General features: G+C 41.4%; 14 protein-coding genes and 1 riboswitch. Of the genes, 2 read left to right on the forward strand and 12 right to left on the reverse strand.

All coding sequences use genetic code 11. The features are described from left to right. Nucleotides 1-168: 168 nt before the first annotated feature. Nucleotides 169-1,761, forward strand: coding sequence for a sensor domain-containing diguanylate cyclase (locus BPR_RS09945; RefSeq protein WP_242662152.1), 1,593 nt, complete (start codon nt 169-171; stop codon nt 1,759-1,761). Between the two features lie 28 nt (nt 1,762-1,789). Here the strand turns inward: BPR_RS09945 and BPR_RS09950 are convergent, their stop codons facing one another. The 8 genes from BPR_RS09950 to BPR_RS09985 form a co-directional block, all read right to left on the reverse strand. Further along, complete coding sequence (locus BPR_RS09950) at nt 1,790-2,803, reverse strand: HD domain-containing phosphohydrolase (protein WP_013281350.1); 1,014 nt, start codon at nt 2,801-2,803, stop codon at nt 1,790-1,792. Between the two features lie 61 nt (nt 2,804-2,864). Then, nucleotides 2,865-4,163, reverse strand: coding sequence for an ABC transporter substrate-binding protein (locus tag BPR_RS09955; protein WP_013281351.1), 1,299 nt, complete (start codon nt 4,161-4,163; stop codon nt 2,865-2,867). Then, a complete protein-coding gene (locus BPR_RS09960) occupies nt 4,160-6,988 on the reverse strand; it encodes a hybrid sensor histidine kinase/response regulator (RefSeq protein ID WP_013281352.1) in 2,829 nt (942 codons plus the stop codon). The genes BPR_RS09955 and BPR_RS09960 overlap by 4 nt, the downstream gene beginning before the upstream one ends. 191 nt (nt 6,989-7,179) lie before the next feature. Beyond that, complete coding sequence (locus BPR_RS09965; protein ID WP_013281353.1) at nt 7,180-8,634, reverse strand: hypothetical protein; 1,455 nt, start codon at nt 8,632-8,634, stop codon at nt 7,180-7,182. A gap of 133 nt (nt 8,635-8,767) precedes the next feature. Continuing rightward, the gene (locus BPR_RS09970) at nt 8,768-8,953 is read right to left on the reverse strand and encodes a hypothetical protein (RefSeq protein ID WP_042256903.1); all 186 of its coding nucleotides are present in this window, start codon (nt 8,951-8,953) and stop codon (nt 8,768-8,770) included. A gap of 205 nt (nt 8,954-9,158) precedes the next feature. Beyond that, nucleotides 9,159-10,466: a GGDEF domain-containing protein gene (locus tag BPR_RS09975; protein WP_013281355.1), complete on the reverse strand. Its 1,308-nt coding sequence runs from the start codon at nt 10,464-10,466 to the stop codon at nt 9,159-9,161. A 60-nt stretch (nt 10,467-10,526) separates the two neighbouring features. Then, entirely contained in the window at nt 10,527-11,240 is a 714-nt protein-coding gene (locus BPR_RS09980; protein ID WP_042256905.1) for a hypothetical protein, read from the reverse strand. A 210-nt stretch (nt 11,241-11,450) separates the two neighbouring features. After that, nucleotides 11,451-12,356: a hypothetical protein gene (locus BPR_RS09985; protein WP_042256907.1), complete on the reverse strand. Its 906-nt coding sequence runs from the start codon at nt 12,354-12,356 to the stop codon at nt 11,451-11,453. Between the two features lie 192 nt (nt 12,357-12,548). Then, nucleotides 12,549-12,624, forward strand: a riboswitch (cyclic di-GMP riboswitch). 119 nt (nt 12,625-12,743) lie between these two features. Here BPR_RS09985 and BPR_RS09990 point away from each other — a divergent pair. Beyond that, nucleotides 12,744-14,477, forward strand: a complete 1,734-nt coding sequence (locus BPR_RS09990) for a methyl-accepting chemotaxis protein (RefSeq protein ID WP_013281358.1) — start codon at nt 12,744-12,746, stop codon at nt 14,475-14,477. 60 nt (nt 14,478-14,537) lie between these two features. Here BPR_RS09990 and BPR_RS09995 read toward each other — a convergent pair whose 3' ends face one another. From BPR_RS09995 to BPR_RS10010, 4 genes are all read right to left on the reverse strand, one after another. Then, nucleotides 14,538-15,908 carry a sodium-dependent transporter gene (locus BPR_RS09995; RefSeq protein WP_013281359.1) on the reverse strand — a complete coding sequence of 457 codons (1,371 nt, stop codon included), beginning with the start codon at nt 15,906-15,908 and terminating at the stop codon, nt 14,538-14,540. A gap of 14 nt (nt 15,909-15,922) precedes the next feature. Beyond that, complete coding sequence (amrA, locus tag BPR_RS10000) at nt 15,923-17,320, reverse strand: AmmeMemoRadiSam system protein A (protein ID WP_013281360.1); 1,398 nt, start codon at nt 17,318-17,320, stop codon at nt 15,923-15,925. A 21-nt stretch (nt 17,321-17,341) separates the two neighbouring features. Further along, nucleotides 17,342-18,328 carry a helix-turn-helix transcriptional regulator gene (locus tag BPR_RS10005; protein WP_013281361.1) on the reverse strand — a complete coding sequence of 329 codons (987 nt, stop codon included), beginning with the start codon at nt 18,326-18,328 and terminating at the stop codon, nt 17,342-17,344. 84 nt (nt 18,329-18,412) lie between these two features. Next, entirely contained in the window at nt 18,413-20,437 is a 2,025-nt protein-coding gene (locus tag BPR_RS10010) for a glycoside hydrolase family 31 protein (protein ID WP_013281362.1), read from the reverse strand. Nucleotides 20,438-20,449: the final 12 nt, after the last annotated feature.

The following is a 20,449-nucleotide window of genomic DNA, read 5'->3' on the forward strand; positions in this document are numbered from 1 at the left end:
ATATTAGTATAGGCTGACAGCGTATATTGTAACACTTAAATAATGCCTGTTTTTATCCGATATACAAGATATATCGACATATGTTTTTTGCCTAATATAGTTACCATATTAATCTCAATGGAATAAGGATAAAAGATGCGCTCTCTAAAAACCAAATTAGCTATTTCTATGCTGCTTGTGATATTTACAGTTATTCTGGCTATCACATTGCTCAGCGTGATCTTCATACGTAAAACTGCCAGCCGTAAGGCAGACCAGCTACTGCTGATGCTGTGCGAAAATGGTCAATATAGCTTAAATTACTATTTTGACAATGTTCAGTATTCGGTAAATAATATTACTTCTTTTGTGGAAGACGACTTACAAGGGCTTGATGATGTGCATCTCAATAAACATATGGAAAATGCCCGTGAATATTTCGATTTTATTATTCCTAAAACCGATGGCGTTTTGACATATTACTATCGTATAGACCCTTCTATCTCTTCTACAGTAAGGGGTTTCTGGTACACCAACATTGATGGCAAGGGATTTGTTGAGCATGAAGTAACAGATATCACACTTTATGATGTAAATGACACATCAAACCTGGTATGGTTCACTGTTCCCAAATATGAAGGAAAGTCTATCTGGCTTCCGCCCTACGTAACAGATAACCTGGATGTTACGGTAATTTCTTATGATGCACCTATTTATTACAAGGGACAGTTTATCGGAGTTGTCGGAATTGAAATTGACTATTCGGCTATGGCTAAAGAAATTGACAGTATTAAATTCTATGATAATGGATATGCTTTCTTAAGTGATGCCTACGGAACACTCTTTTACCATCCATATATTGATGTAGCAAATATGCCTCCGGGGATGACCAGGCAAATGCCCTACAGCAATAAAGCTGAGACTAGATCTGCGCAATATGTCTATGACGGAGTGCTCAAGGAAGCTGTATGGCTTCCTCTTAGCAACGGCATGTATCTGAACATCACGGTCCCTATTGATGAAACCCAGGGTGAATGGCGCGAGCTTATTTTGAGGATCACGATATGCGCCATAATAGTGCTGATAATTGCAGGTATACTGCTGATTACTTTCCTTGGCTATATAACCAAGCCGCTTGAACAGCTTACCGAGGCCGCAGACCAGATAGATAAAGGAAACTTCGAGGTCTACTTAAATTATGATAAAGATGATGAAATTGGAAGACTTACCAAGTCCTTCAAGAAATTGTCAGGAAATATGAAAGCCCATATAAACGCTCTGAATGAGCAGGTATTTATTGACTCTCTTACTCACGTTAGAAATAAGGGTGCTTTTTCTCTTGCAGTTGAGGAGCTGCAGGAACAGATCAATAACGGGTCGATAGATCCTAATTTTGCCATTGGTGCCTTTGACTGTGACAACCTGAAACATATCAATGATCAATACGGTCACGATAAAGGTGATCTCTATATACAAAAAGCCTGCAATACAATCAGTGATGTATTCAAGCGAAGTGCCGTATACAGGGTTGGCGGAGATGAATTCTCTATCATTCTGGGGCATGAGGATTTCCATAACCTCGACTTCTTACTGGAACGTTTTGACAAAGTTGTAGAAGAAATAAATGCCTCAGCTGAGGCTCCCTGGGATAAGGTATATGTGTCAAAGGGATTTGCTATCTATGATCCGTCTAAAGACAATATCGTCCAGAAAATAATGCAGCGTGCGGATATGCTGATGTACGAAAATAAGCGGGAGCGAAAAAAAGGCGGTGCCAATTAGTGATCAGCTCCGCCTTTGGTAAATCATATTATTGCTCATGCAGCTTGTAGTCTACATCTTCCTTGATTATTTCAAGCATTATAGCCGCAAACTGAGGATCGAACTGCGTTCCTGAGCCTTTCTCAAACTCTCCTTTGACCACATCCTGAGGGATAAGGCCCCTGTAGCTTCTGTTACTAGTCATGGCATCGTAGGCGTCAGCAACAGCAATTATCCTGGCTTCCTCCGGTATATCATAGCCTGAGAGCCCATCAGGATAGCCACGCCCATCAAAGCGCTCATGATGCCATCTTGCACCGATTGCAAGCTTAGGCATTTCCTCAATATTCTGAAGTATCTGTGCCCCTCTTCCCGGATGAGTTTTAATCTTTTCAAACTCCTCATCTGTGAGCTTGCCCGGTTTATTTATTACAGCATCCGGAACTCCTATTTTACCTACATCATGCAGAAGTCCCATCATGTATATTTCTTCCTGTCTGTCATAAGAATAGCCTGCTCTTTTGGCAATTTCTCTTGCATACTCGGCAACTCGTCCCGAATGGCCCTTGGTATAAGCATCTTTGGCATCTATAGCATCTGCAAGAGTATGCACAACATGAAGTGATAAGCCCTCTATCTCTTTGGTCTTGCGCTCTACTTCCGCATGCAGATCGCGCTGTAGTCTGATAAGATCAAGCAGGTGTCTTACTCGAAGTATCAGAACCTCAGCGGCAAAGGGCTTTCTGATAAAGTCCATGGCTCCAAGGGACAGTCCTTTCGTCTCCGAGGCGCAGTCATCATTGGCTGTAAAGAAAATAACAGGTATTTCTTTCCTGTCGTTTTCATTTTCCCATTTTCTTAAAAGCTGCAAGGTTTCAAAACCGTCCAGGTCAGGCATCTTGATATCAAGAAGTAACATATCTATCGAGTTTTTTGTGACATAATCCAGCAAAAGCCTGCCGCTTTTAAGGCAGGTGACCTTGAAACCTGCGTCAGCAAGAACCGTGCTTGCACTTCTCAATATGATCGCATCATCATCTACAACAACTACGCGCTCTTCCATTTTTCAACCTCTCAGCTAAGCTATCTCATCCCGCTTACTTTTTGCTACGCTCTGCTATAGTCTACTCATCCCACAAGCTTCCATATGAACTTATAGCTTCATCTACTGTCATAGTACCATTTGCAACCTTATATGCGGCTGCGCGGAACTCTTTATTAACAGCATCATTCAGACCCGTATCCTGGTAGCTGAAATATCTATCCTCCGGGAAACCATCGAGAGATGAATAAACTTCGTCCAAAGAAAAATCGTTGGTCGGTGTGATAAGACGCTTAATAGCAGCCATATTACCTAGTTCTTTTTCTCTCATAAGAAATCTTATGAATTCATTGGTCATATCAAGATTTGCGCTGTTCTTGTTTACACTAAAGAACAGATTGACTGAATCCAGGAAATATCCACCATCATCATCAATCGGAACCACGTAGAATTTGTATTTAAAAGGCTCAGCCAAAAATGCTTCTGACTTACTCTCACGTTTCTGTGTACCAGAAACCATGTCGCCGCTTCCAAGCATCATTGGGACATCTCCTTCGAAAAAGCGCATGATCACAGCATTGTAGTCATCTTCAATCTGCTCACTGCATAACTCCGGATTCAAATACCCTGAATCTACAAAAGACTTGATCTTCTCAAGTGCGGGACGCATCATTTCTCCGGCAGACGGATCCATTGAATTGAGCGGCTCTATAGAATCAGGATTCTTAATTACATCGGCGCAGAAAAGAGGAAACGAGAAAGGATAATATATTCCGGCTACAGTAAGCCCGTTAGCTCCCATGATAGGTGTCTCGTATCCTGCTGCCTTGAGCTTATCGCAAGTCTCTACCAGTTGCTTGTAATTCTCCGGAACCTTAAGCCCGTTCTTTTCAAAAATATCCATATTAACAAGCATTCCGTATGACCTGGTAAAAATAGGAAGCATGACAACATCACCGTTTTCCATTGTCCACATCGCACCTTTGCGGATGCAGTCAAGATCGATGCCCAGGGCCGGATCTGATAAAACTTCTGCATTTTCAAAAACAGCATCCATTTTATCATCATCAAGCATCCATGTTGCCGTAACATAAATATCCGGAGCTTCATCACTCACCAGTGCACTTGTGATCGTATTATTGTAATCATCAAGATTGACATAATTAAGGCTCACATTTGGATAATACTCATAGAAGCGCTCAAATTCGCTCTCTAGTGACTCAAAATTAGAGTAGTTACCTGCAACTGTGAGCTGGCACGACGTTTCTGTAGACAATTTGGGCTTAAATTCTGCACTTTCAGCTGACTTTTGTCCGCACGCCATAAGACCAAACACCAATGAAATGACAGATACAAATACAAGTACTTTTCTTGTCATCATGTTGCCTCCTTTTCTTTTCCTGACAGAATTTCAGGTATCAGATCGTAGTCAAAATTATCGACTGCTCTTTTAAGGGACTCAAATTTATCCGCCTCATTCTCCGGAAATCTGTATTCTTCCAGAGATTTCATAATTCCTATCACGCCATCGTAGTCAAAGGCGTTACACAAACCAGCAAGGTCTTCATAAGCTTTTTTAATATCCTTATCAGAAATAGGGGGCCTCTCATCCTCCGCGTCATTCTTGGCATCTTCAAGGGGCTCAAGCTCTTTTACCAGATTCCTGTACTGGGTCAAAAGAGCTCCTATCTCCCTTTCAAGCGTCTCTATATCACCTGTTTCTCCAGCCTTTTCAAGTCTCGCAGCAAAATCGCCAAGATTGACGGCTCCGATAATACGAGAAGTGCTCTTAAGCGCATGGATCTTAACAGTTGTATTCTTGATATCTTTTTCTTTCCAGTACTTTTCTATCTCCTGAGCATTTCTTTCTGCAGCTTCCAGATACATCTCAAGTGTGGCGATGTAGGAATCCTGGCTTCCACAGTGGGTTATACCTGTTTTAACATCAAGTTCCTCAAGATTCATTATGAAGTCCGGAATAAGGCAATCTTCCTCCTCTTCATCTTCAGATGCAGGAGCAATCTTATCCTCAGGAATATACTGAAGCAGCAGTGCTTCAAGCCTGTCCGGATCGATAGGCTTGGTTATATAATCGTTAAATCCCGCTTTTATGTAGGTTTCACGCACGCCGGAAATAGCATTGGCTGTAAGGCACACTATAGGAGTCTTGACGTTTACAGAACCGGGGATCTTCCTCATTTCCTGCAAAGTCTCAATACCATCCTTGTCCGGCATCATATGATCCAGAAAAACAACATCGTACTGCCTGTGTCTATATAGTGAAATACCTTCATCTCCGCTTGTTGCCGTATCAATCTGAACCTTGGTCCGCTTTAGCAGATTTTCAAAAACAGACAGATTGACCGGTGTATCATCTACCACAAGAAGTCTGGCATCAGGTGCTGTAAATCTCTCGCGGTATTTCTTTCGCTCTGAAACAGCTCTTCTGAAGGTTTCCTCGTAATCACCTATAGGATTCCAGTCCTTAACTCCCTGAACCAGCTTAAAAGAAAAGGTCGAACCCTTACCATACTCACTCTCAACTTCTATATGGCTTCCCATCATATTGAGGAAACTCTGGGCTATACTCATTCCAAGGCCGGTTCCTTCTACATTTCTGTTCTTGCTCTCTTCGATACGTTCAAAGGCTTTAAAGAGGCGTTTCATATCTTCAGGCTTGATACCGACACCGGTATCGCTGACACTTACGTTTAGGTATATTTGGTCAGGCGAATCTTTCACTTTCTCAAAGGTTGCCTTGAAGTTGATTGACCCTTCTTTGGTGTATTTGACCGCATTGGAAAGAATATTTGTTATAACCTGTTTAATACGGATCTCATCGCCGTTTAATATAACGGGAATATTCCTGTCCACATCAAGATTGAATGCAAGTCCCTTATCCTCTGCCTTGACCTGAACCATATTCACCAGATCGTTAAGAAGGGACGCAAAGCTGTAGTCGACGTTTATAATATCCATTTTGCCGGCTTCTATCTTGGAAAAATCAAGGATGTCATTAATAAGTCCAAGAAGTGTTCTTCCGGCTGTTCGGATGCTCTCTGAATATGCCACGATCTCTTCCTCATGGCTATCGCGCAGTACCATCTCATTAAGGCCCAGAATCGCATTCATAGGAGTACGAATATCATGGGACATTGTCGACAGGAAGTGAGATTTAGCCTCATTTGCCTGATTTGCCGCTTCCGCAGCTTCTGCAAGCTTTATGTTGTAGAATCTTAGTATCAGGTAGTTAAATCCCAGGAGCAACAATAGTCCCAAAGTAACCATTCCCAGAAGCAGCCAGTCGACGACTGTATTCTTCGCCTCCAATTCTCTTGCCGGTATATACGCCAATAGGAAAAGGGTATTCATCGACTGTAAGGGTGTATATGATATTACACACTCCTCTTTTTTGGAGTTATACATCCTCATGGTTCCTGCTTTAGTAGTGATTATCTCTATAATTTTCTTGTAAACAGCTATATCCACATCATTATAGGATTTATAATACTCAAAAAAGTTAGAGTTCTTGAGAGATTTACCGTGAACAAGATATTCTCCATCCTTGTTTATCAGGGAAATCTCCATCTTCTCGTATTCGCCATTTAAAAAAATGAGCTTATCCTCAATAACGCTTACCGGCTCTACGCGCATGAGAAGAGCCTCTTTTAGCTCGCCTGAGGTCTCATCCAGAACAGTCACACTGTTGAAAAAAGCTATAGACTGTATGCCATTCTGTGGATTTGTGTATGCCCTTGTCAGTCTGACTTTTGCATCTGCGCTACTTGTTTCATCAATATCGTCAAATATGTTTATGTTTTTATACGAAACAGAATAGTCATTTGGATCTTTGGAGCTACCAGTTGTAGAAATGCCACTTTTTGATGGATTATCAAGAAATAACAAATGTCCATAAATGCTCGGAGATATTTTGGCCTTTCTGATAAAAGAAATTGCTCCCTCCGCAGTCATGGGCTCTCCGGCCTCAGCAGAGCGATTAATATAATTTGCCCAAATGTCACACAGATGCTGCTCATCCTCAAGGTAATTTGTGATGATCTGCTCTGCAGTAACTGTCATCTTCTCAAAGGCCTCAATAACACTCTCGTTGTTTTCCTGCATCTTGGCATTGGCATATTGAATTATGAAGAAGAGTATCGACACCATTATTAACAGGTCGATAACAATTATCAGCGTTTTCTTCACGCTTTTACCTCCAATGAATCAGTTTTATTGCACAGATTAACAAGGAGCTTCTCATAATATTTCCAATTCTATTATATCAAAGGTATTATTTTTGGTCTAATTTACAGATTATAAACTATCGTTATATAGATAATTAATCATCCATTTTTCTTCTATATCCATAAATCTATCAAAAGTGCATTTTAACTATCCTAGTTCCACCTGGTCCATCCGACAGTAACTACATATCCGTTGTCAAATTTCTGTACCGCACTAATAAAATAGTTCTTGCCAGCCATATCAAAGCCAAAATTAGGCATAACATCATTGATCATTGCATTAGCCGCATCCTCAGGGGTAGTCTCAAATCTAAAGGGTTTACTTCTAAAGATCAGCGGCGCCGGATCAGATGTTTGAACGGCTCCCATACCATTAAGCTGCGATATAAGCGAATTTGTTACTCCGGTTGCAAAATCGTCATTTACGATAGTTCCTTTTTTGGGCCCCATCATGACTCCGCGCCTGAATTCTTCTTCATCTATAACAGCTCCGGTTGCTGCAGGCGCCTCTTTGGCGGGCTCTTCCTTCTTTTCCTCAGCTGGAGCTACACTACTTGTTTCCTCAGTGCTCTCTTCACTTGATTTAGCAGCTTCTGCTTCTTCTGTATCTTCTTTTTCAGGATTTATCTCTTCATTAGGCTCAAATACAGGGTATTCCGCAAATGGATCATTATTCATATCAGAATCAATGTCCTCAATTGTTCTTCCGGCAGGATAAGCATAAAAGTCCTCGCCAGGATAAGGCGTTCTGTAAAGTGTTCCGCTTATTCTTCCTGTAGGCTTGTCTACATATATGGCATAAACACGTCTTCCTTTATCCGGTAACATAAATTCAAAACCATATCCATCATCATCTACATTTAATGCTCTAAAAACACCATTATCAAAACGAAAAAGCGGAGAATAGGAATTCTTTCCTTCAGGAAGCTTTGACAGCACGAAATCATACAGCCCCTCGTGAAAATCATCCATAAGTTCTCTGGCGTCTGCCCCCATCAAGTCATTATGAGCCAATATTTCTTTGGTGTCCGTATTCTGAATTATTATATTCTTTCGTTCACTTTTGATTCTGGACAACTCCTTATCCCACAAATTATAAAGAATCTGACCTTTTTCCCATCTAACGGCAATGCAATAATTTATATCACTCAAAATGCAAGAAACTTTACCATCAATATTCTTAATATAAGATATGCTAAAGCCAAAACCTGGATCTTCTGATGGATCACAGTCCTCAGGACAGGTATATCCCCATTCATCAAAAAAGTCTGCAGGAACATCAGGCTTATCTAAATATGCTCCCTTAGAGTACATGAACACATCCTCAAACCGCTCTCTTGGGTAGTCCTCAGTTGAATCCAGTACATCGATACCTGCAAAATCTGTAGAAATATACTCATCCTTGAACTCAAAGGAGTAAGTATAACTTCCGTCATCATTAAGGGCCAGTGTTTCCTGGGTTTCATCAGTCGTTTCATCTTTTTGCTCCACAGTATCAGAAGTCAAGGCTACTGAGCTTTCAGCCGGAGCACTGGTGTCTTCACTGTTGCCACACCCGGCAGCAATGATCATTACAAGCAATAATATAGATAATGATCTGTATCTCATGTTCTGAATTACCCACCCTTTCCATATATGCTTATTTGCAGCTATTATTTCTATAAATCTTCATTTTTTGTTATATTTTTTTGTTATTTTTTTCATGCTATACAGTTAAATTATCGCATTCATTTACATAAGTCTATATTCTATAATTTATCTTTTTATTAAAAATATAGGAATAAGATAAAAAGCCATCAGTCTTTGAATAACTGTTTCTGGTTCCGTCAATAAAGATATTCTCACCTGAAATCTCACCAAGTTCGAGCAGTATGGTTCCGACCTGCGCCATGATCTGCTTAGCGCATTGCGAGAGATGAATTGACATCACAGCCCCTCAGACGTCTGTACAGAAATGTGCAGTTCTCGGACGAGGATGATGATTTTCAAAACGAAGAAAGCATCAAATGCCGATTTCTCTGAGCAACGTCGAAATGAGGCATTTGATGCTTAATGAGTTTTAGAAAATCACACCGCAGACGAACACAAACATTTCTGTGCAGATGCCTGAGGGGCTGGGTGCCAAGAAGGTATCACAGCACCGTTACACGGTTCCTGCCGGCTATCTTGGATGAGTACATAGCCTTGTCCATACGATCAAATATGTCATCAAAAGAATCATCGTCTCCAAGCTGACTGATGCCGACTGAACAGGTTATATGACCAGCCTTGCCAAAATCAGCTTCCGCAACAGATCTTCTGAGATCTTCTGCATATTCTACCGCCTCGTCATGAGAGACGCCGCTGAGGATTGTTACAAATTCCTCTCCGCCCCAGCGTCCTACAGAGGCATTTTTGTCCTTGGCAAAGCCCTTTAGAACATCTGCAAGAGTTCTGAGAGTTGCATCTCCTACTGAATGACCATAGTTATCATTGATCTTCTTGAAATTATCAAGATCGATCATCATAAGAGATATGGATTCTCCACCATTTTGATATATATCAATAGCATTCTCAATTTCAGTCTTGATACCTCCATGGTTAATAAGACCTGTAAGAGGATCCACCATAACGAGCTCCTCATACTTCTTGAGAGTTTCCATACGTTCCTTGACATCTTCGTCAATATTCTGAACCATGAATACAAATTTGAAGTCCTTGCTGCTGATAGTCTGAGCTCTGCTAAAGATCAGCTTGACCCAGATATATTCTCCCTCAAGATTCTTCATCTTACAGTCATAAGTATTGGTGCGGCCAACTTCCAGATGATCTCTAAGATAATCCGGATCTGTGAGCATCAGAAACTGCCTCTGATCCTCCGGCCATATCATATTGACTGTCATAAGTCTCCACTGGGAATACTTGATGCTGGCCTTAACAGTGTCCTCTGATATCTCAGTTACGCTTATGCTACTGGTTGAATCTCTTACAAGATCCACGAACATGGAAAAGAGATATGTATTCTGTATCGTATTGACCTTTCTGGTGGTAGTGTATTCCTCGACAACTTCCTCATCATCAAGAACATCCATAGCAAACAGATACTTGTCTGTTCCCTCCATAGGATAGACATTCATCTGAATTACATATGGGGCAGTGCTCCCCTCCAAAAAGACCTTAAACCTGCGGCTGTATTTGCCGTTAAACTGTCCATAATAAGAAGCAAAAGCCTTATAATCCTCAGTAATCTCTTCCTGAGAATTACTCAGATGAAACCACAATTTCTGAATGAAATCATCATAACCCCCGGTCTCATCGATAATATCCTTAAAAATGCTCTTGCGTGTAATGGCCCTATACTTTTTAATGGTAGTATCAACCATAACTATAGCGTCTACGTTCTCATTCAAAAGAACCAGCATGTCCTCAACGGTATAATCCCCGAGTGCCTTGTTTGTCATACCTGTTCCCCCTTGCAGCTATTCTTTTTTAACTATAGTTTTAATTTACCATATTATAACTTAAACGTTTAAAACTGTTAATATTTTTTTGTTAACACACAAGGTTCCTGCAAATATCTTCTCTACAGCCCCATCAAACAGTACTGTTATCTTGCCATCAAATACAGACTCAACAGTTCCGATTCCATATTTAGCATGTGATACTTCACTGCCTTCAGGAATAGTCTCCATGATCTCTTCATCAGATAATTCAGGCATTTTAGGCTTGGGAACAACTACTGTTCTTCTCACCATTGTGGCTGTTCCTCTGCTAACCTTGGTCTTGGTTGTCTTGGCTCCGGCCTCAAGGTTTTCCTTGATGCAGTCCAAAACGAAATCCAGATTTTCATTGGTAAAAAAGTATATTACATGAGGCAGCTTTTTTTCATCAGGATTCTGTAAAAGTCCCTTGTTACCGTTTCTGATAAACAGGATTGCCTTACTTGCAACTTCCTCATACTGTGAAACAATAAGCTCTATTTCCTCTTTTTTGCTTTCCTTTAATACGATACCTGTATTAGCGGCATCAGACTTTCTTTTTATAAGGTTAAAATCCTTTTCTGTAGCATAAAGAACATAACGACTCTGCATTACAGTCTTAACATGCAGAGATGATCCCCCTTTGGCAAACTGGCAGATAAATTTATCCTGTGCATCCTCCCTCTCATATAGATCAATCTCTTTTTCCTTGATCAGATCACATACTTCTTCATAGATGTACAACAGGTTATTCATTTCCATTCCTCACTTTATTATTTATAAAAAGACACCGAAGTCCAATTATACACTTTTACAGCCTTTATTCCATTCCCAAACTCATCCAAAAATGTTCCTAAATAAAAAATAAGCATATGCAAAATGCACATGCTCATTTTCTGATTGCAATAGTATTATCACCCAAAAATACTTAATTACTACTTACATATCCATAGAAACGATTTTCATTCAAAAAAGATCAAGACTGCTGTCTAAGTATATGTCTTCCCTTACCTTGAGTTGGTACTCGGGTTTAGTCATATAATAAAGTAAAAATTCTAAAACAATTGCACTTCCAAGGCTTCTTCCCTCTATCTTATAGTTAGAAAAGCCCGCGGGCATATAGATGTCCCGAATGTCCGTGATACCTATAAATCCGGGATTTTCCATGGCAAGTGAAAACTTATATCCCTTATCAGCATCGGGAGATACGCAAATATGATCCTCGCAGTCTATTCCAAGGCTCTTTCTGCTCACATTCTCATAGCAGTTTTTCCTGTCGTAGCAGCCATAAAAGCAGCATTCATTACACAGAAACTCTATCTTTTCTTTATATTTATCACTCAGCAGATCAAGTCTGTCCATAGATTTGTTGAGTCTAAAATCCGGAACAACGTACTTAAATTCCGGCCTTTTTAACTCTTTTTCCAGATCATCAAAGTCAGTAAGCACCTTGGTTGTTGAGGATACAAAGTAAAAGTCCGGATAGTTTCTCCTGATATGATCAAGTAGCAGGTCAGAGTGAATGATTACTCCGTTTTGAGCACTGCCATTTTTTTCAAACAATGAGCATAAGGCATTGCACCTCTTATCATCAAGGTGCTCATCCTGAATAAGAGAATTACTAAAGGTAAGTCTTGCAGAAATATCATACTCTCTCATAAGCTCTGCAACACTAACAGGATCAGCTTCTCCAAAGCCTACTCTTCCTCCTCCCCAGATACAATCCGCCGGTGCTCCGTATATTGATCCTATCTCGCACCAGTCATAGAAGTACTCCCTATGCTCACGGAAAAGAGGCAAAAAAACTTTATAAAATTCATAGAACTCAAATAGTCCCGGTAAGTGATAGTACGCTTTTTTACTGGTATTCATACACTCATTATACACAAAAACCCGCTACCTTCCCACAAGGAAAGCGTTTACATGTTTTTATATCTTTTTTGTGCATATTATCCAAGCACTTATCATGCTGATTCAAATTGCTTAATAAAAATTTAATAAATTTTTAATTGTGTACATTTCATTATTGCATTCCATTCTTTTTTTCGTTATAATCGTCGACAGTTTGATATCGGGCAAAGCAAGCGAAAGCTTGTGGCGCAAAGCTATAGGGACTTTAACATGTCAGCCAGTTGCATCTTAATCTTTATTAAGATTATCCGAAGCATAGACAGTTACGTCTATGCCTTTTTATTTTTAATAATGATTATTTCGCCATTGGAGGTCGCAAAAAAGGAAAGAGAGTTAAAAGAGTAAAAAATGAAAAAAAGAAAAAGAAACATGGTCAGATCTATTATCTTAGTAGCATCATTTCTTGCACTGCTTATGTCAGCGGTTATCGGAATAATAGGTCACAATCACATCAAGAAAGCTTACTACACATCCTTCTCAGAGGGATTACACGCAGCAGCCATCCTCTTAGAGGATGAATTGTCAAACGAGTTTACTGGTGACTGGTACTTATCAGAAGACGGTCAGCTCATGAAGGGCGAAACAGCAGTTCATGACATATACCAGGCTCAGCTCGATGCACTCAATCAGAAAACAGGAATGCACTTCACAGTATTTTTTGGTGATACACGCTACATAACATCACTTACAGACACTGAGACAGGAAAGCGTATGGAAGGAACAAAGGCTAGTGATGTAGTTGTAAACGAAGTTCTCAATCAGGGTAACGAATATCTTGCTGCCAACTTCGAGATTGCAGGCCAGGACTGGTATGCGTACTACCTTCCACTTAAAAATTCAGATGGCTCTGTAGTAGGAATGATCTTCGCAGGCCGTGATACAACATTAGTAGAAGCAAACATGTCTGCTGCAGCAAAAGCTATTATTGCTACATTTGTTATCTTCTTCCTGTTCAACTGGGGCGTAGCTCGTATTATCATCTCAAGATCTACAAGATCTATCCGTGATATCGTAAACGGTCTCAAGCAGCTTGAAGATGGTGAGCTTTTCTTCTATGTAGATGATCGTACATTTAACCGTAGAGATGAGCTTGGAACAATCGCAGGAAGCGCAGCTTCAGTTCGTGATAAGCTTCAGGACGTTATCAAGACTACCAAAGAGCTTTCAGGAGATGTTACCAAGTCAGGTGAGAGCCTTGCTTCTTCTGCTGAGGCAGCTTCACACGTTGCAGAGCAGGTTACATGCGCTGTTGAGGATATCAGCCGCGGCGCAGCTTCTCAGGCTGAAAGCGTTGAGAATTCAGTTAATAACACTAATGAAATGGGTGATAGCATCGACGATATCACAGCAAGAGTTGAGGAACTTTCAGCTGCTGCCAACGAGATGATGTCAGGTGCAAACCGCACTGTTGATACTCTTAGCAACCTTATGAACACCAACGAAGGCGTAATGACATCTATGCAGGGCATCAATGAGCAGATCCGTCTTACAAATGATTCAGTCAAAGATATAGCTGAGGCTTCCAACATGATCACAGCTATTGCTGAACAGACACACCTTCTCTCACTTAATGCTTCTATCGAGGCTGCAAGAGCAGGCGAATACGGTAAGGGCTTCTCAGTAGTAGCTTCTGAGATTGGTAACCTTTCATCACAGTCCAAAGAGGCTGCTGTATCTATCAAGAAGATTGTTGAAGCTCTTGTAAAAGAATCAGAAAAGAGTGTTGAGACTATCGAACATCTCAGCGTCAGCATGAAGGAGCAGAACGATCAGCTTACTAATACCAAGGAAGATATGGATCAGGTTGTAGTAAACGTTAACAACGTTGACAATTCTACCAAGATGATCGCAGATAAGGTACATACACTTAACCAGCTCAAGAATAAGTTCTCAGATATTATTTCAGAGCTCTCTGCTATTTCACAGCAGAACGCAGCTTCTACAGAAGAGACAAACGCTTCTATGGAAGAGCTCAATGCAACATTTGCTCTTATCAGTGACGCTGCTGCAGATCTCCGCAACATGGCAGAGACTCTCAGCGAAAAGATGGAATTCTTCTCACTTGAAGAAGTAAGTGCTTAATAATATCAGCCATTTCAGAATAAAAAAAGAATGCCGCTTGCGACATTCTTTTTTTTGGCATTATGTAAAATAACTCCAAAGTCCATAGACTGCTAGAAATACCAGTATCATCGGCAGAACTATCTTAAGATACCATCCAAGCCCGGAACTAACCTTGATTCCTTCACCGGCATTAACTTCCTCCAGATACTTATCAAATCCCCAGCCGTATCGGCAAGTGCAGAACAGACAACTGACAAGAGCTCCAATTGGAAGCAGCAGATTGCTGACTATAAAATCCTCTAAATCCATCACAGTATTTCCTGCCTTGAGAGGCTGGAAAAAGCTAAGTACATTAAAGCCAAGAGCACAGGGAATTGATCCTATAGTGATCACAAGCCCCGCTATCAGAGCAGCTTTTTTCCTATTAATTCCAAAAAGATCTATCGAAAAGCTGACATCATTTTCAAATACACCAATCATCGTAGAAAGAGCTGCAAAGTACATAAACAAAAAGAAAAAGCTTCCAAGTACTCTTCCGCCCTTCATAGATGTAAATACGTTTGGAAGAGTCAGGAATATAAGGCTTGGGCCTTTATCAGGGGCAACGCCGTAGGCAAAACATGCAGGAATAGTTATAAGTCCGGCGACTATAGCAACAAAGGTATCAAGCCCTGCAACAATAATGGCCTCGCCCACAAGGCTTCTGTCCTTTTTGATATAACTTCCAAATATCTCCATGCCGCCAATACCAAGACTCAGAGTAAAAAAGCTCTGATTAAGCGCTCCGTACAGCACATTGCCAAGTCCAACCTTCCTGACATTCTCAGCGCTTGGCATGAGATAAAACTTAACACCCTCTCCCGCACCGGGAAGTGTAACGGATCTGATCCCAAGTCCCACCATAATGATAATAAGTGCAACCATCATGATCTTGGTGACTCTCTCAACACCTGCTTCAAGACCAAGTGAAGTAATAAATACAGTGATCACCATGGTAATAGCCATAAATCCAATTAAAGATACCGGGCTTTTCATCATTTCCTGATAAATACCGGTAATCTGATCAGGGCTTTTGCCTTCGAAAGCACCAAATACCGTCAGAATAAAATATCTCAGGATCCAGCCTGAAACTACTGAATAAAACATCAGCAAAAGATAATTACCTGCTATGGCAAAGTATCCAAACACATGCCATTTCGAGCCTATAGGTTCAAGCTCTTTGTAGGCTAAAAGAATACTCTTTCTCGAGGATCTGCCTATTGCATATTCCATTGTCATTATGGGTACACCAAGGATTAGCAAAAACAGAATATAGACTAGAACAAATAAACCTCCTCCATTTTCTCCTACCATATATGGGAAGCGCCACACATTACCTATTCCTATGGCACATCCGGCTGACAGCAAAATAAATCCCAATCTGCTGCCAAGTGTTTCTCTTTCTTTCATAAATACCTCAAAAACTACGTATGTCTAATTACTTCAAATCTCTGAAGTCTGATATCTTCATCTTCAGTTATACCGCCTTTTTGCATGGCGATAGCAACCTGCTCCTCTACAGTATCAACACCTTCAAGGTCAGGTAAAAGAAGTCCTCTCTTCATTCCACTTGATACAATAACTCCATATCTCTTCACATTAAGTTCATCTATTGAAGAGATGTCCTGAGGTCTTCCAAGAACATCAACATTTATCTCAAGTTCTTTCAACTCCTCAGGTCCTATGGGCGCAAATCTGGGATCCCTCGTAGCTGCGCTGATACCATTTTCTATGATCTCACGTGCCACATTGTCCGTTGTGGGCATAATAGTCCCTATGCAGCCACGAAGCCTTCCGTTTTTGTGGATAGAAACAAAGGCTCCTGCTCTGATATTGAGCATTTCTGTTGTCACATAATCAGGAACAGCTATTTTTTGACCTTTAAGAATATAACTGACAACTGTCTGGTATGCAAGTCTTACGTATGGGTCCGGTTTGTTGCAAATAGCTTCCAGCTCTCTTTCAAGCTTTTTCTCAAGATCCTTATAATATGCCTTCAAAAAGCATCTCTTAGAATCCTTCTCTCCGGTAATAAAGGTGCAGATTCCGTAGCCGACTCCGGTCACATCCTGGTGAGAAAGTTTAGTAGCAGAAACTCTTACTCCGTCCAGACATCCAGCCATTATAACAAAAGATCTGTGTCCACATTCAGCTGCACGCTCACAGAAGCCCTCTTCAAAATCGAAAAGTTCTTTAAATGCTGCCCTTGAACACACATCCATTATCTTCTGATCATATACAGGTCCCTCAGGTGCATATCCGTAAGGTCCATATTCCTGAAGCTTGTGTGACAGATCTCCGCTTGCGATCACTACAGCTCTGCGGCCAAGCTTATCAACAGCCTTCTGGATGATCTGTCCAAACCTGTAATGCTCAGTAAGAGGAAGGGCTGAAAGTCCTATTCTGACTATATTTCCGCCCTTATATTTTCGTCTGATAAACCAAAGAGGGACCATTGTCCCATGGTCCAGCTCTCTGTCCACTTCTCCAAGAGTTCCTGCAGGAAAATCCTGCTTTCTTGCTATACTCTCAATCTGGCTGACAAGTTCCATATCATAGGCTTCCAGAAATTTGACGTTCCCGGCACCAAATCTGTCAAAGGAGCCTGTAGCAGCATTTCCCGGAGAAACATGAAAATAGTCAGCATACATAGTGGCATGCGGGCTTGTGATTATGATTGTTTCAGGTTCAAGCTCCGCCACCATGTCTGCGACCTTATTATAAGCCCTTGTCGTCTCTTCTATCTCCATCTCACCGCCTCTTCCTATATCAGGAATTATCAGCGGCGGATGTGGAACCATAAATGCACCTACAATTGCCATGCTATTACCCCCAATGCATGTTTACTCTTCCAATTGCTGTCTCAACTTATCCTTGAAATCTGACACTATGTTCTCAGGTCCTGTGATCCTGACCTTGCCCCCCATGGCAAAAATCCAACCATAGAACTGATCACTGATAAATACATCAACATGCGTTCTTGACCAGCCTTCTTTTTTGGCCGGTCTTATTGGCATTTCTTTGCCAAAACGATCTATCATGATCCCAACAAATCCATTGTCAAATTCAAGATCAACAGTCGTGGAAACTTTTTTGCCAAACATTCCAAAGTTCTGCTTGGAATATGATCCCATGTCATAGGATTCAAATTCTTCCTTGCCAACGCGCTTATCCTCAGTCAGCGTGATGTCCTTCATCTTGTCCACGCGGTAGTGCTTGATCTTGCCGGCCTCCCGGTCATATCCAATAAGGTAATAGTTCTCATCATCCCAGGTAAGGGCCCAGGGGCTCGTCTCATAGAGATGATCCTTTCTGGGAACCATTACCTTATCAAGATTCCACTGCAGATACTGAAAGGTAATACTCTTATTCTCAACCATGGCTCTGTGAATATCATCAACCAGATAATAGATACTCTCATTCATGGTCTTGATCCTGCCCTGAACCACAACCTGACGCTTAAGCTGTTTGGCCTCATATTCACTTGCAAGGTCTGTCACTTTTTTTATCAGGTCGCTGGATTTTTTGGCAGTAATAAACTTAGATGACTGAATAGCATCTACCAGGAGCATGAGCTCAGCAAGTTCAAATCTCTTGCCGCCCACACGGTAGTAGTAGCCTTTCCCCTCTTTTTCTCCAATAATATCAAGACCTATCTCTCTAAGGGCATCAAAATCATCGTAGATACTCTTCCTGTCAGCACTTATGCCCTGTTCCGATAGAAGATCTATGATCTGTGGCATAGTAAGAGCATGATCATCATCAGTTTTCCTGATCATTATCTGACTAAGATAGTAGAGCTTAAGTTTCTGTCCTGCACCCTTGGGCATGATGTTGTCTCCTTTATAGTCCGTTCAGTCTCCAAATATGAGTGATAAAAAATGCGAGCATTTTTATCACTCATACTTGGATTCTTATATACGCTCAAATACAGGCATGTAATCAATAGGAGCCTTGACAGTTACGCTCTGGCCGCCTGCAAAGACAGTTCCATCACTTGTAAGCTTCCACTCTCCATTTGGAAGGTATACTTCTCTCTCAAACTCATTGAGATGGAGAATAGGAGCAACAAGATACTTGTCGCCAAACATGTACTGATCCTTGATTGTCCAGCACTTCTCATCCTCAGGGAACTCATAGAACATAGCTCTCATAAGTGGTGATCCATTCTGAGAAGCCTCGTCAAAGAGCTTCTTGATATATGGTCTGAGCTCCTGTCTGAGATCATAATACTTCTTCATGATCTCAAAGTTCTCTTCGCCATAGCTCCACATCTCGTTATCCTGCCCTGTATGAAGGTATCCGCCACCCCAGTCTCTGTCATCAAGAGCCGGAATATTGTAAGGGCCACGGTCTCCGTGAAGTCTCATAACTGCTGTAAACACAGCAAACTGGTACCATCTGATAAGGAGCTGTCTGAAATCAGGGTCATTAACATCATCTGTCATGAATCCGCCGATATCTGTATTCCACCATGGAATACCTGCAAGTCCCATGTTGATACCACACTGGATCTGATCCTGGAGTGATTCAAAGGTACTTGGGATATCACCTGACCATACAACATTTCCATATTTCTGGCTGCCTGCCCATGCACAGCGAAGAAGGTTTACAACCTTGCCATCGCGAAGGTCCTTCATCTTGTCATAATAAGCCCTTGAATACATCTGTGGGTACATGTTGGATACTTCAAGAGCTGTTCCTTCGCTGTAACGGAAGTTCTCAAAATCATATACACCATAGTCAGGCTCTGAATTATCAAGCCAGAAGCCATCAATTCCAAAGTCATAGTAGTTCTTTTTACAAATCTCCCAGACATAATCTCTTGTCTCAGGATTAAAGGCATCTATTTCCACGCAATCGCCCTGATAGTCATAGGTCTGAAGGGCACCGCGCTCTGTTCTGATGAGAAGTCCCTTCTCAAGCATTGGATAGAAATTTTCGCTCTTTCTGTCTACAGATGGCCATACAGATACGATTACTCTGATGCCCATGCTGTGAAGCTCATCAACCATAGCCTTAGGATCAGGCCAGTACTTTTTATCGAATTTCCAATCGCCCTGATATGTCCAGTGGAAGAAATCTATGATTATCTGGTCGATATGAATGCCGAGTTCCTTGTACTTTCTTGCAATTGAAAGAACCTCTTCCTGAGTACGATATCTGAGCTTGCACTGCCACAGACCCATGAGTTCTTCAGGGAACTCACCAGCGTGTCCTGTTGCACTAGTATAATTAGCCACGATCTCCTTAGGAGTGTCGGCAACTGTTACATAGTAGTCCATTTCCTTGGTTGATCTCATATCCCAGAGAGTCATGTTGCTGCCAAAGGTAACCTGACCTACACCCGGGTTATTCCACAGAAGGCCATAGCCAAGATTAGATACTGCAAATGGTACTGATGCCTGAGAATTTCTCTGTGCAAGTTCAAGGGTACAGCCCTTGAGGTCCATCTGCTGCTGCTGATACTGACCCATACCAAAGATCTTCTCGCCATCGTTGCCTTCAAATCTAACCTTGAGTGTGTAGTTGTCGCCGCCGTAGAGGCCCTTCCACTCTCTGTTAACTACCTTAAGACATCTGCTCTCCTGTGAGATAGTGCCGCCATAGGCTCTGTAATATTCACGTAAAAAGAGCTTGTCATCACGGAAAAGAGATATAACTCCCGCATAGTTAACTTCTGCTCTGATACGCCCGTTAGTAATGCTGGCCCATTCATTTTCTGCGATAGTTCCTTCGCCGGTCTTCTCAGGAACTATATATGTCTTAACTTCCGCACTTGTAGCAGCCGGAGTCTCAGTAAGAGCCCAGTTTCTGCCTGTGAAGTTTCTGTTCATTGTCGCACGGATCCTAAGTGAATCCTTCCCCCAGGACTCAATAAGAACTGTCTCGCCCTGTCTCTTAAAGCAAAGTGCATTTTCTCTGCATTCAAATACCATATGTTTTCTCCT

It is taken from the genome of Butyrivibrio proteoclasticus B316 (genome assembly GCF_000145035.1).
GTDB classification, from domain to species: Bacteria; Bacillota; Clostridia; order Lachnospirales; family Lachnospiraceae; genus Butyrivibrio; species Butyrivibrio proteoclasticus.

Bases quoted from the DNA above. Each gene is read 5' to 3' on its own strand.
- BPR_RS09945 (WP_242662152.1), top strand. From the start codon at position 169: ATGCTGCTTGTGATATTTACAGTTATTCTGGCTATCACATTGCTCAGC.
- BPR_RS09950 (WP_013281350.1), bottom strand. From the start codon at position 2,803: ATGGAAGAGCGCGTAGTTGTTGTAGATGATGATGCGATCATATTGAGA.
- BPR_RS09955 (WP_013281351.1), bottom strand. From the start codon at position 4,163: ATGATGACAAGAAAAGTACTTGTATTTGTATCTGTCATTTCATTGGTG.
- BPR_RS09965 (WP_013281353.1), bottom strand. From the start codon at position 8,634: ATGAGATACAGATCATTATCTATATTATTGCTTGTAATGATCATTGCT.
- BPR_RS09970 (WP_042256903.1), bottom strand. From the start codon at position 8,953: ATGTCAATTCATCTCTCGCAATGCGCTAAGCAGATCATGGCGCAGGTC.
- BPR_RS09975 (WP_013281355.1), bottom strand. From the start codon at position 10,466: ATGACAAACAAGGCACTCGGGGATTATACCGTTGAGGACATGCTGGTT.
- BPR_RS09980 (WP_042256905.1), bottom strand. From the start codon at position 11,240: ATGAATAACCTGTTGTACATCTATGAAGAAGTATGTGATCTGATCAAG.
- BPR_RS09985 (WP_042256907.1), bottom strand. From the start codon at position 12,356: ATGAATACCAGTAAAAAAGCGTACTATCACTTACCGGGACTATTTGAG.
- BPR_RS09990 (WP_013281358.1), top strand. From the start codon at position 12,744: ATGAAAAAAAGAAAAAGAAACATGGTCAGATCTATTATCTTAGTAGCA.
- BPR_RS09995 (WP_013281359.1), bottom strand. From the start codon at position 15,908: ATGAAAGAAAGAGAAACACTTGGCAGCAGATTGGGATTTATTTTGCTG.
- amrA (WP_013281360.1), bottom strand. From the start codon at position 17,320: ATGGCAATTGTAGGTGCATTTATGGTTCCACATCCGCCGCTGATAATT.
- BPR_RS10005 (WP_013281361.1), bottom strand. From the start codon at position 18,328: ATGCCCAAGGGTGCAGGACAGAAACTTAAGCTCTACTATCTTAGTCAG.
- BPR_RS10010 (WP_013281362.1), bottom strand. From the start codon at position 20,437: ATGGTATTTGAATGCAGAGAAAATGCACTTTGCTTTAAGAGACAGGGC.